Genomic DNA, 12,199 nt, shown 5'->3' with positions numbered 1-12,199 from the left:
GCCGGGCGCGCTGCCCGTTGCTGGCGACTTCAAACGACTGCCGAGATAATCCCGGCAAACTCCGATGCCTTCAGGGACGCGCCTCCAACCAAGGCGCCGTCGACATGGCGAACCCCAAAGATCGCCTTTGCGTTCGACGCCTTGACCGAGCCTCCATAAAGGATCCTGACGTGGGCTCCATCGTCTCCCAGCAACTCTTCGAGTGTCTGCCGGATGGAGGAATGCACTTCGTCGATCTGCTCGAGGGTCGGAACCAGTCCGGTCCCGATCGCCCATACGGGTTCATAGGCGATCGTCATGTTCGAACCGGTTGCGGCGTCGGGAATTGATCCTTCGAGCTGGGCACGAACGACCTCGATCGCTCTTCCCTCGTCCCGTTCTGCGCGTGTTTCCCCGACGCAAATGATGCTTGTCAGCCCCGCCCTATGGACCGCGGCTGCCTTGCCCGCGACCGCGGCATCCGCTTCCCTGTAGACGGAGCGGCGCTCGGAATGTCCAAGGATCACGAAACGCGCGCCGATTTCGGCGAGCATCTCGGCGGAGACATCTCCGGTATAGGCGCCCGACGCCTGCGCGTGGCAATCCTGTGCGCCGATGGCAATCCCTGATCCCCGCGTCCGTTCGGCCGCTTTTTCGACCAGCGTGAAGGGCGGGCAGACGACGATATCGCACGCCGCCTCGCCCGTTATCCCCTTCAGCGCCTCGATCTCAGCCAGGGAGGAAGCGAGACCGTTCATTTTCCAGTTACCGGCAATCAATTTCTTCATCACATCACCAGCAGCAGAAGCCGCCGTCGACGAGCAGGTCGACGCCCGTCACGAAGCTTGCGGCATTCGACAGCAGGAAGACGGCGGGACCGACCATCTCATCCACCGTTGCCATGCGCTGCATCGGCGTCTGCTCTTCGAAGAGCTTGGTCTGGTGGACCATCTCCGGACGCGTGTTCATAGGCGTCGCCGTATATCCCGGCGAGATGGTGTTGACGCGGATACCGCGACCGACCCACTCCATGGCCAGCGACTTCGACATGTGGATCACGCCGGCCTTGGAAGCGTTGTAATGGGCTTGGCTCAGGCCGCGATTGACGATGACGCCGGACATGGAGGCGATGTTGACGATCGATCCGCGTCCGTTTTTCAGCATGGCCCGTGCTTCCGCCTGGCAGGACAGGAAAATGCCCTTCAGGTTGATATCCATCAGCGTCTGGTACTGGTCCTCTTCCATTTCCTCGGCGGGATTGGCGTTGGCGATACCGGCGGCGTTGACGGCAAGCGTCAGAAGCCCCAGTTCCGCCTCGGTGCGGGCGACCGCATCTGCAAGAGAAGATTTGCTGGTGACGTCAGCCGCGATCTGGAGGGAACGGCGACCGGCCGCCTCGATATGCGAAGCAGTATTCGCCAGACCATCGTCGGATCGACGGTCAAGAAGCGCGACGTCGGCGCCGCACTGCGCGAGGCCGATTGCGATGCGCTGCCCGATCCCGCTTCCGGCTCCGGTCACGATAGCGACCTGTCCCTTGAGATCGAAAAGCTTCGGGGCGTTCAGAGTGATGTCGGACACCGCTCTTCCTTTCTTTTTATCTAAATTGTCGCCAGTTCCATGACCGAGACGTCGTTCGCCTCGTCACGATTAAGAATGCCTGCCTGCTTGCCCTGGGCGAGCACGAGAATGCGGTTCGACACGCCGAGAACCTCCTCGAGATCGGAGCTGACGACGATGACCGCGACACCCTGTTTCGCCAGGTTCACGATGATGTCGTAGATGCTGGCTCTGGCGCCGACATCGATGCCTCGGGTCGGTTCATCGAGCACCACGACCTTGGGGTCCCGCATCAGCCACTTGGCAATGACGACCTTTTGCTGGTTACCGCCCGACAGGTCGGAGGCATATTGCTCGGCACGGCCCTTGACGCCGAACTTCGTCACGGCCTTCTCGGCGAAGGCGCGCTTGACGCGCGATGTGATCCAACGCCCGCCGAGCTTGTCGAGATTGGCGTAGATGATGTTTTCACTGATGCGGTGGCCGACGACGAGACCCTGTTCCTTGCGGTCCTCAGGCACCATGACGATGCCCTTCGCGATCGCATCCGCCGGATCGCGAAGCTTGAGCTCTTCACCCTCCAGCCTGACCGAGCCGGCGCTGACCGGATCCGCCCCGGCGATGGCCCGGACGAGTTCCGTGCGGCCGGCACCGACCAGCCCGGCAATACCGAGGATTTCACCCGCATGAACGTCGAACGTCACGTCCCGGAAGGAGCCGTCAGGCGAGCTCAACCCGCTGACCTGCAGCACCGCACGATCCGCCGGCTCGGGAAGCGCCGGAAACATCCGGTCCAGCGAGCGGCCGACCATGCTCTCGACGATGGTGCGAACGGGTGTCGCGCTGTCGGCGAACTCCTGCACGCGCTCGCCGTCGCGCAGGACGACGATGCGATCGGTGATCTGCCTGATCTCCTCCATGCGATGCGAAATGTAGACAATGCCGACGCCTTCGGACCGAAGCTTCCTTACCTGCTCGAACAGCGCCTCCGTCTCCGCCCCGCCGAGAGCGGCAGTCGGCTCGTCGAGGATCAGCAGCTTGGCATTGAGCGCCAGCGCCTTGGCGATTTCGATAAGCTGCTGATTGGCCGTCGACAGACCCGCGACCTTTCGCGTCGCGGGAATATGCAGGTTGAGGCGAGCAAGCTGCTCCTGCGCACGCCGGACCATCTGGGGGCGATCGACAGCCCCGTTCTTCATTGGCCACCGGCCAATAAAGACATTCTCGGCAATCGAAAGATGCGGCAGCAGCTGCAATTCCTGATGGATCAGGACGACGCCCTTGTCGATCGCGTCGCGTGGAGTGGCCGGGGCATAGGGCTGCCCCAGCCATGTCATTGTTCCCTCGGACGGCGTGCGTGATCCGGCAATGATGCCAGACAATGTCGACTTGCCGGCCCCGTTCTCACCGAGAAGCGCAACCACCTCGCCGGGATAGACATCCAGGCTGACATTCTTCAACACCTGAAGCGATCCGTAGCGCTTGGATATGCCCCTCAGGGAAAGAACGGGCTCAGTCACGGCACACCTCCTCAAGATTTCGGCACGATTACGGATGGTTGGCGATGAAGCCGGCCACGTTTTCCTTGGTCGTCAGCGTGGCGTCCATGAGCTGCATCGGAGGCACCTTCTCACCGCCGACGAGCTTGACGGCATTGGCGACCGCATCGCGGCCCATTTTCTGCGTCTGCTGTGTCGCGGTGACGTCGAAGACACCCTTGCCGAGCGCTTCCAGGGCCGCCGTATCACCGTCGAAGCCGCCGACGACGATCTTCTGGGATGGGTTTGCAACCTTGATCGCCTGCGCGGCGCCGAGTGCGAGCGCATCTGCCTGAGCAAACACGATCGACACATCGGGGTTTGCCTGCAGCATGTTCTGCATGATCTGGAAGCCCTCGTCCTGGGCCCACATGTTGGAATACTGCTCGGCAACGACCTTCACGCCAGGATTTGCCTTCAGCGATTCCGCGCAACCCTTGCTGCGGTCGACTTCGGGCGTCGTGCCCTTCTGACCGTGAATGATCACCATCTTGCCCTTGCCACCGGCCTGCTTGAGGATGTAGTCGCAAACGCCCTTGGCGGACGCGACGGAATCGGTGGCAAGGAACGTGTCGCCGGGAGCGCCTTCGGCGTTGCGGTCGACGTTGACGACGGGAATACCGGCATTCTTGGCGAGCTTTACGGGAACGCTTGCGGCAGCCGCGCCGGCAGGAATGTAGATCAAGGCATCGATATTCTGGGTCAGCAGATCCTGGATCTGGTTGATCTGGGTCGGACCGTCGCCCTTGGCATCCACGGTCACGACCTGAATGCCACGCTTCTTGGCTTCATCCTCGACGGACTGCTTGATCTGGTTGAAGAAGTTTGCCTGCAGGTTGGCGACAGCCAGGCCGATTTTCTTGGCGTCTTTTGCTTGAACAGAGCCCAATGACATCGCCAGCACGGCGGCAGAGGCCAGAAGAATGCGCGCAAGTTTCATTTTATTTCCTCCTTTTGCAATGAACCCTTGGGCATATCCTCCCCCTCGGGCAAGTGATCCGCTCCAAACCTCTCGGAGAGGAACTCGTGGAGGTCCGCCAGCGCGGACCTGAATGTCAGGCCCGCCGCCTGCGGATCGTCTCGGCACCGACCGCAAGCACGATGACGATGCCGATGATGACCTGCTGCAGGAATGGCGAGACGTTGAGCAAGTTGAGGCCGTTGCGCAGGACACCGATGATCAGGACACCGATGAGCGTGCCGCCGATGCCGCCGGATCCACCGGAGAGCGACGTTCCGCCGATGACGACGGCCGCAATCGTGTCCAGCTCGTAGCCGAAGCCGCTGGATGGCTGAACGGAGTCGAGACGCGCCGCCAGCACGATGCCTGCCAGACCGGCGAGAACCGCGCTTACGACATAGACCGCAATCGTCACGAGCTGGACATTGATGCCGGCAAGACGGGCAACTTCCGGATTGCCGCCCACGGCATAGAGCATGCGGCCCTCGGAACGGAAGTGAAGGAACACCCAAGCCACGGCGGCGACCGCGAGCATCAGGAAGACCGTCGCCGTCAGCACGCCGAAATGGCGATCGATCGCGAGCATCATGAACCAGTCGGGAAATCCGACGATCTGCTGTCCGTCGGTAATCATATTCGCCACGCCACGCGCAGCCGACATCATCGCCAATGTCGCAATGAAGGCCGGAACCCTGAACAAGGTGACGAGAAGCCCGACAATCAGTCCGCTGATCGCGGAGGCGACAAGCGCCACGGCAATTCCCGCGACAAGCGGCAGGCCGGCAATGTTTGCCGTCCAGCCCATGACCATCATGGCGAGCGCAAGGACCGAACCGACCGACAGGTCGATACCGCCGATCAGGATGACAAAGGTCATGCCCACGGCCATGATTCCAAGCACGGTGATCTGGTCGAGAATGTTGAGACCGTTGCGGAGCGAAAGAAACGCATCGGTGCTGAGGCTCAGGAAAACGCAAAGAGCAAGCAACCCGACGAGCGGGCCGGTCGCGCCGGCGAGCTTGCTCAGCCATGTCGCGGACGGATGCTTTTCTTCGCTGACGTTGATCGCCACCATCATTCCTCCCTGGAGATTAGGGCTAGCAGCCAATATTTCCTCAAGCAAGAATATTTATTCACACTTGCTGGAAAATTCATTACCAACTCACTTTAAGCCTGTCAACCGAGTTTTCCGCGCCTGGTTTTATAAGATGTCGCGCGCTGGGGCTTGACTAACTGCTTTCATATGCAAAAATATAACCAGATGAATAATTATTCACGCGAGGAAACGATGGTGCCTTCCGAACTTGAACGCGTTGCTCGCCAGATACGCCTGCGAGATCTACAGGCAGTCTATGAAGCAGGCGCGGGACACATTGGCGGTGAGATGTCCGTGATCGACCTCCTGACCGCACTGTACTTCCGCGTGCTGCGCATCTGGCCGGACCAGCCGAAACATCCGGATCGGGACAGGTTTGTGCTTTCGAAGGGACATACCGCATGCGCGCTCTATGTCACGCTGGCGAAACGCGGCTTCATTCCGGAAGAGGAAATCTCGACATTCCTGAAGCCGCATTCGAGGCTCAATGGCCATCCCAATTGCAACAAGGTGCCGGGCGTCGAGACCAACACAGGTCCTCTCGGGCATGGCCTGCCGGTGGCGGTCGGCATGGCCAAGGCGGCCAAACTATCAGGTGCCGGCTACCATACCTACGTGATTACCGGCGACGGCGAGATGCAGGAGGGTTCCAACTGGGAGGCGATCATGGCCGCGGCACAGTTCCGGCTGGATAATCTGACACTGATCGTCGACCACAACCGGTTCCAGCAGGGTGCAGCGCTCTCGGAGACGAACGACATCGCTCCGCTTCGCCCAAAGCTCGAAGCCTTTGGCTGGGACGTCAGCGAAATCGACGGCAACAATATGCGCGAAGTCGTCCCGGCCCTCGAATACCGAAGCGATCGCCCCCATTGCATCGTGGCCCACACCAACAAGGGACACGGAATCTCCTTCATGCAGGACCGTGTCGACTGGCACCACAAGGTTCCGAGCAAGGAACAATACGAAGTCGCATTGGCAGAATTGTCGGAGGCACTCTAATGAACGCGCCTGTGAATGCACCCAAGCTCTATGACTGCCGAGACGCCTTCGCATCGACACTTGAGCGCTTGGCCGTCGAGAACGAAACGATTGTGGCAGTCTGCAACGATTCGGTCGGATCTTCGAAGCTCGGTGGCTTCAAGTCCAAGTTTCCCGATCGCCTCGTCAATGTCGGCATCGCCGAGCAGAACATGGTCGGCGTCGGCGCGGGCCTCGCCAACGGCGGGCGCCTGCCCTATGTCTGCGGCGCCGCGCCGTTTCTCACGGGCAGATCGCTGGAGCAGATCAAGGCCGACATCTCCTACTCGAATGCCAACGTCAAGCTCGTCGGCATTTCCTCTGGAATGGCCTATGGCGAGCTCGGCCCAACCCATCATTCGATCGAGGATTTCGCTTGGACGCGCGTTCTGCCCAACCTCCCGGTAATCGCGCCCTGCGACCGCATCGAGACGGCAGCGGCGGTGGAATGGGCGGCAAGCTACAACGGTCCCTGCTTCCTGCGCCTGTCGCGTGTCGGCGTGCCCGACCTCCTGCCGGAGGGCCACACGTTCGAACTCGGAAAAGCCAATCTGCTGCGCGAAGGTTCCGATGTCACACTCATCGCAAACGGGACGCTGACCCATCGCATGGTGAAAGCCGCCGACATTCTCGCGCAACGCGGCGTAAGGGCCAGGGTGCTCAATCTCGCCACGGTCCGTCCGATCGACGAGGATGCCATCATTGCGGCCGCCAGGGAAACCGGCGCGATCGTTACGGCGGAAGAACATTCGATCTTCGGCGGTCTGGGATCGGCCGTGGCCGAGGTTGTCGTCGACAATGCCCCTGTCCCGATGACGCGCCTCGGCGTTCCCGGCATATACGCGCCAACCGGCTCGGCCGAGTTCCTTCTCGATGAATTCGGCATGGCACCGTCGGCTATTGCAGACGCCGCGCAAGCGCTTATCAAGCGCAAGTAGACGAACGGCACGCGTTGGAGCCGGGGCGGATTGCCGCCCCGGTCTCGTTATTGGTGGAGGATATGATGCGGGCCATTCTGGCAATCGACCAGGGAACGACCAATTCCAAGGCGGCTCTCGTCTCCGAGAGCGGAGACATTATTGCCAGAGGTTCGGCTCCGGTGGGTATCTCCTATCCGAAGCCCGGCTGGGTCGAACAGGATCCGGATCGGATCTATGCATCCGTCCGCGAAGTGATCGAACGGTGCCTGCAAGGCGCACCCGGCTCGACGATCGAAGCGGTGGCGATCTCCAATCAGCGGGAGTCGGTTACCATCTGGGATGCCGAAACGGGCAAGGCGCTCGGACCGGTGCTAAGCTGGCAATGCCGGCGCACCTCGCCGGATTGCGAGCGTCTCATCGCCGATGGTCATCTGGAACGCGTCGAAGCCCTGACCGGCCTCCCCCTCGATCCGATGTTTCCAGGCCCGAAGTTCCGTTGGCTCCTCGATCGCGTCGCGCATGGGCGAAAGGTCCGCATCGGCACGATCGACAGCTGGCTCATTCATTGCCTTACCGGTGGCCGCAAGCACGTGTGCGACGCCTCGAATGCCGCGCGAAGCCAGCTGTTCGACCTCGAGGCACAAGCCTGGAGCGAGGAACTGGGCGCGATTTTCGGCGTCGATATCCGGCTCCTCCCGGACGTGCTTGACAGCTCCGCGGACTTCGGAACCACGCATGGTCTTGCCGGCGTTCCGAACGGCACGCCGATCAGATCGGCCATCGGGGACAGCCATGCCGCCTTGTTCGGCCATGGGGCCTTCAACCCGGGCGATGGCAAGGTGACCTTTGGAACAGGGTCCTCGGTCATGACCACCCTTCCGCGCTTCATCGCGCCGCGCAACGGCATTACCACCACCGTTGCCTGGCGCATTGCCGGGCAGCCGACCTTTGCGTTCGAAGGCAATATCCTTGTCTGCGCTGCGAGCCTACCATGGATGGCCGGCATTCTGGGCCTTCCGGACGTGGCGTCGCTTGTCGATCTTGCAGCAATGGCGGAACCGGGCGGCCCGGGATTCGTACCCGCTTTCGTCGGGCTGGGCGCGCCCTACTGGAGTTCCGACGCCCGCGCGCTCTTCTCGCAGATCAATTTCAGCACCACGCGCGCGCAGATGGCACGCTCAGTCACCGATTCGATCGCCCTCCAGGTTCATGACGTGATCACGGCGATGCGGGCGCAGAGCGGCGGCGAACTTGGCAGGCTTTACGTGGACGGCGGGCCGAGCGGCAATGGTTTCCTGATGCAGTGCGTTTCGAACCTGGTGAACCACGCTATCATCCAGTGCGAGGCGCCGGAGGCATCCGCTCTCGGCGCAGCCTATCTCGCGGGTCTTTCAATCGGCCTTTGGCGGGATCTTGACGCCATCGCAGCACTTCCGAGAAACACCCGGATCATCCAGCCGCAAAGCATCGACAGCACATCGCTCCTGAATAGATGGAATGATGCGCTGGCCCGCTCGACCTTGCGTCCAACTCCGGTTAAAGGTGAATAAAAATTCACCCCGGGATCAACAATGGCTCGCCTTAACGAACTCCGCCTCATCTCACGAGTTGCCCAGATGTACCACATCGAGGGAAAGCGGCAGGCGGAGATCGCGCAGCACCTTCGCCTGTCGCAGGCAACCGTCTCACGAATGCTGAAACGGGCCGAGGCGGAAGACATCGTGCGCACGAGCGTCATCCCGCCGGTGGGCACCTATAGCGAACTCGAAGGAGCGCTGCGCGCAAAGTACGGTCTGCCCGAAGCTATTGTCGTCGAATGCACCGAAGACCGTGACGGAGCCATCATGGCCCGGATCGGTGAAGCGGCAGCTCATCTTCTGGAGGTTACGCTGGCACCTGGCGAGATCATCGGTGTCTCCAGCTGGAGCCAGACGATCTTCAAGATGGTGGAAAATATTCATCCCCAGAAGAGCGCGCAGGCCAAATATGTCGTTCAGACGCTTGGCGGTATGGGCGACCCGTCGGTGCAGACGCATGCCACCCAGCTGACCACCCGCCTTGCACGGCTGACCGGCGCCGAGCCGAAACTTCTTCCGGTGCAGGGCGTGACGACCTCGCGCGAAGCCAAGCTTTTGATGCAGTCGGATCCGTTCGTGCGGGAGACGATGGATCTCTTCGGCAGCATCACGCTCGCCATCGTCGGCATCGGCGCCGTTGAGCCATCGGAATTGCTTGCAAGGTCCGGCAATATCTTTTCGTCGCGCGAGCTTGCCGATCTTGCCGAGGCAGGTGCCGTCGGCGATATATCGCTGCGTTTTTTCAACAAGGACGGCAAGCCTGTAAAGACGCCGCTCGACGAGCGCGTCATCGGCCTCCCGCTCGAAGATCTCGAACGGGTCGATCGGGTCATCGCGCTTGCCGGTGGCACGAAGAAGACCGCGGCGATCGCCGGCGCCTTGCGTATCGGCGTTATCGATATGCTGATTACGGACAAGTTCAGCGCCGAGCGCCTGATCGAGGCCTAAGATCTGCAGCATTACGCGGGAAGCCGAATTGGCTAAACGAAATGGCCCAGATCAAGTGTCCAGGCCAATCTTCGCTCTTGAACCGCGGTAGAACTGCGGTGCCTGTCGTCACATCAGACTAATCAGAACTCCGACCACCCCTGCTGGAGATGTTTAAGCGCAGCATTGCCCTGCGCGACGGGAGCCGCGCGTGCAGCAAGCTGGCGCGCTGCCGGGGCTGAGGCAAGCGGGGACACGGGCCTAACCTGTGGCTCCATGCGTTCGGCTTCGCCTGTGCGGAAGGCGCTCAAGAGTTCGCCAAGACGCTTGCTCTCCTCGGCCAAACCTGCGCCGGACGCGTTCATCTCTTCGACCATCGCGGCATTTTGCTGCGTCGCCTGGTCCATGTGATTGACGGCGCTGTTGATTTCCGAAAGACCCATCGACTGTTCCTGAGCGGCAGTGGCGATTGCGTCCATGTGCTGATTGATCTGCAGGACGAGGTCAGCGATAACAGCGAGGCCCTCGCCGGTGTCGTTGACAAGTTTCACGCCCTCGCCAACGGCGACTTCAGAATTGCCGATCAGAACCTTGATCTCTTTGGCGGCATTAGCCGAGCGCTGGGCCAGTTCGCGCACTTCCTGGGCGACGACGGCAAAGCCTTTGCCGGCTTCACCCGCACGCGCCGCCTCGACGCCGGCGTTGAGCGCGAGCAGATTGGTCTGGAAGGCGATCTCGTCGATCACGCTGATGATCTGGCTGATCTGTTTGGACGAATGCTCGATCCTACCCATGGCATTGACGGCATTGTTGACGACTTGGCTGGAGTTTTCTGCCCGCAACCGGGCGCCGCGAACCAGATCGCGTGCATCGCCAGTCCGCTTGGAGGTCGACTGGACGTTGGCCGTAACCTCTTCAAGTGCAGCCGCCGTTTCTTCCAGTGACGCGGCCTGCTGCTCCGTGCGCTTGGAAAGATTATCTGAAGCCTGCGAAATCTCGCGACTGCCGCTGTTTACGAGTGACGCGGCCTGGCCGACCTGGGACATCGCAGCGCGCAGCTGGCTGACCGATGAATTGAAGTCGTGACGCAGAGCTTCGAACTGCGCAGCTAGCGGCGTTTCGATCTCGCAACGCAGGTCGCCCGATGCCAAATGACGAAGTCCTGTCGCAAGCGAACCCGTTGCTTGCAGCAGCCTCTCTTCGGCCTCTGCTTCGGCGCGGCGCTGGACTTCGACGCGTTCATTCTCCGATGAAACGCGCGCCTCGGCGGCTTCCGCTTCGAGCGCCTTGTTGCGTAAGGCCGCCTGCTGGAAAATCTGGACGGAACGCGCCATGGCGCCAATCTCATCACGCCGTTCGACGCCACCGATTGAGACCGAGAGGTTGCCTTGGGCGAGTGCAGTCATGGAATGAGTTAGCGCTCCGACGGGCCTAGTGACGCGAAAGATGATGACGCAGATGCCCGTAATGCTCAGAACCACGGCAACAAGGAAGATGAGCCCATAGGCGATCAAGCTGACGAATGCATCATGCTGGCTGGCGGATGCTTTTGCGACCATGCCATCTGCGGCTGCCGCTGCGGTGTTTGTGATGGTCAGAAGGGAAGCGTTGCCAAGCGGACGCCAGTCGTCGAGGGACATGGCCTTCTTCTCACCGGCCGCGAACCTCGCAAGCAACGCACTGTGTTTCGCTGCGAAGTCACCGTTGAAATAGGTCGCGCTGCTGGCTTTAAAGGCGTCCCTGACGACCTGTGGTGTCGATGGATGATTGATCAGAGTGCCGATCTGTCCCCAGGTGAAATTCGCAGCATAATCGAATTGCTGGACCTTGCTGACGTCCTCGGGCTTCATTGCCTCTCCGGAGGCGAGTGTGTTGACGAACAACAGGTTTGCAGCACCAGCTGTTGCGCGAGTGTACCATGTCAGCGCACGGATCTGAATGAGTGCGGTCATTGAGGGATCACTTGTGCGAATCCGGCTTTCAATGGCGGTCGAACCTGTCTCCAATGCCGTTAAGAGCTGCTGACCGATGTCCAGCGTCGTGGCCTGCAGTGTCGGGTCGCGATCAGCAAGCTTCTTGGCGACTTCGCTGTCGAGCTTTGAGCGGAATGCGACTACCCGATCATAGGCGTTCATGACGTCGGCAATCGGGGCTTTGAGCGTCTCGTCGTCGATGTTTGCAAAGACTGATCTTGCGTCAGCCATATATTTGTCGACGACACCCCTGTCCGTTTTCAGCAAGGCAAGCGTTGCATCTTGCGCGCCAAGTTCAAGTTTGGCGAGCGACGAGCCGTCACCCCGCTCGTTGCGAAAGTTGGCGAGTGTTTGGAAGAGCGCGCGGTCGAGCATGGTGAACTTCGAGACGTCGGCATAGGTGCCCGCATCGCGATAGGCATTAAGCGTCGAAGATCCCGTTAGCACACATAGGGCGATGCTGAGAAAAAGGAAAATCCCAAGAAGTATATTGCGAAGAGAAAAAATCATAATTGCTCACCTACGTTCGGGGTGCCGTAACGCTAACCCGCTTCGCCAAAACACGTACTTCTGGAGCTCTTGAGGTGAAATTTTCTAAAAGAAAAGCAATCCGTGAGCCGTCGAGGTGCCGCCCGACCACAGGCGCGT

The 12,199-nt window shown here is 60.7% G+C and carries 10 protein-coding genes; 4 read left to right on the top strand and 6 right to left on the bottom strand.

Annotated features, from left to right (window positions below; genetic code table 11):
- Window positions 1-29 precede the first annotated feature (29 nt).
- The 5 genes from tpiA to CCGE531_RS26915 form a co-directional block, all read right to left on the bottom strand.
- Window positions 30-767: a triose-phosphate isomerase gene (gene tpiA, locus CCGE531_RS26935; protein ID WP_120669659.1), complete on the bottom strand. Its 738-nt coding sequence runs from the start codon at window positions 765-767 to the stop codon at window positions 30-32.
- A gap of 4 nt (window positions 768-771) precedes the next feature.
- On the bottom strand, window positions 772-1,560 hold the full coding sequence (locus CCGE531_RS26930; protein ID WP_120669657.1) for an SDR family oxidoreductase: 789 nt from the start codon (window positions 1,558-1,560) through the stop codon (window positions 772-774).
- A gap of 20 nt (window positions 1,561-1,580) precedes the next feature.
- Entirely contained in the window at window positions 1,581-3,059 is a 1,479-nt protein-coding gene (locus CCGE531_RS26925; RefSeq protein WP_120669655.1) for a sugar ABC transporter ATP-binding protein, read from the bottom strand.
- 28 nt (window positions 3,060-3,087) lie between these two features.
- A complete protein-coding gene (locus tag CCGE531_RS26920; RefSeq protein WP_120669653.1) occupies window positions 3,088-4,017 on the bottom strand; it encodes a sugar ABC transporter substrate-binding protein in 930 nt (309 codons plus the stop codon).
- Window positions 4,018-4,132: 115 nt separating this feature from the next.
- A complete protein-coding gene (locus CCGE531_RS26915; protein ID WP_120670547.1) occupies window positions 4,133-5,113 on the bottom strand; it encodes an ABC transporter permease in 981 nt (326 codons plus the stop codon).
- A gap of 186 nt (window positions 5,114-5,299) precedes the next feature.
- Between CCGE531_RS26915 and CCGE531_RS26910 the strand changes: the two genes are divergently transcribed.
- From CCGE531_RS26910 to CCGE531_RS26895, 4 genes are all read left to right on the top strand, one after another.
- On the top strand, window positions 5,300-6,136 hold the full coding sequence (locus CCGE531_RS26910) for a transketolase (protein WP_281024474.1): 837 nt from the start codon (window positions 5,300-5,302) through the stop codon (window positions 6,134-6,136).
- A complete protein-coding gene (locus CCGE531_RS26905; RefSeq protein WP_120669651.1) occupies window positions 6,136-7,092 on the top strand; it encodes a transketolase family protein in 957 nt (318 codons plus the stop codon). Before CCGE531_RS26910 ends, CCGE531_RS26905 begins: the two co-directional genes overlap by 1 nt.
- Window positions 7,093-7,157: 65 nt before the next feature.
- Window positions 7,158-8,624, top strand: a complete 1,467-nt coding sequence (locus CCGE531_RS26900) for an FGGY-family carbohydrate kinase (RefSeq protein ID WP_120669649.1) — start codon at window positions 7,158-7,160, stop codon at window positions 8,622-8,624.
- A gap of 21 nt (window positions 8,625-8,645) precedes the next feature.
- Complete coding sequence (locus tag CCGE531_RS26895; RefSeq protein ID WP_120669647.1) at window positions 8,646-9,599, top strand: sugar-binding transcriptional regulator; 954 nt, start codon at window positions 8,646-8,648, stop codon at window positions 9,597-9,599.
- Window positions 9,600-9,721: 122 nt separating this feature from the next.
- Here the strand turns inward: CCGE531_RS26895 and CCGE531_RS26890 are convergent, their stop codons facing one another.
- Window positions 9,722-12,061: a HAMP domain-containing methyl-accepting chemotaxis protein gene (locus CCGE531_RS26890; RefSeq protein ID WP_120669645.1), complete on the bottom strand. Its 2,340-nt coding sequence runs from the start codon at window positions 12,059-12,061 to the stop codon at window positions 9,722-9,724.
- Window positions 12,062-12,199: the final 138 nt, after the last annotated feature.

The sequence above is a fragment of the Rhizobium sp. CCGE531 genome, assembly GCF_003627795.1.
In the GTDB taxonomy this organism is placed as follows: domain Bacteria; phylum Pseudomonadota; class Alphaproteobacteria; order Rhizobiales; family Rhizobiaceae; genus Rhizobium.
This window is presented reverse-complemented; position numbering and strand designations above follow the sequence as displayed.

Coding starts and splice junctions, on each gene's coding strand:
- CCGE531_RS26905 (WP_120669651.1), top strand. CDS start 6,136: ATGAACGCGCCTGTGAATGCACCCAAGCTCTATGACTGCCGAGACGCC.
- CCGE531_RS26910 (WP_281024474.1), top strand. CDS start 5,300: ATGAATAATTATTCACGCGAGGAAACGATGGTGCCTTCCGAACTTGAA.
- CCGE531_RS26895 (WP_120669647.1), top strand. CDS start 8,646: ATGGCTCGCCTTAACGAACTCCGCCTCATCTCACGAGTTGCCCAGATG.
- CCGE531_RS26920 (WP_120669653.1), bottom strand. CDS start 4,017: ATGAAACTTGCGCGCATTCTTCTGGCCTCTGCCGCCGTGCTGGCGATG.
- CCGE531_RS26890 (WP_120669645.1), bottom strand. CDS start 12,061: ATGATTTTTTCTCTTCGCAATATACTTCTTGGGATTTTCCTTTTTCTC.
- CCGE531_RS26915 (WP_120670547.1), bottom strand. CDS start 5,113: ATGGTGGCGATCAACGTCAGCGAAGAAAAGCATCCGTCCGCGACATGG.
- tpiA (WP_120669659.1), bottom strand. CDS start 767: ATGAAGAAATTGATTGCCGGTAACTGGAAAATGAACGGTCTCGCTTCC.
- CCGE531_RS26900 (WP_120669649.1), top strand. CDS start 7,158: ATGCGGGCCATTCTGGCAATCGACCAGGGAACGACCAATTCCAAGGCG.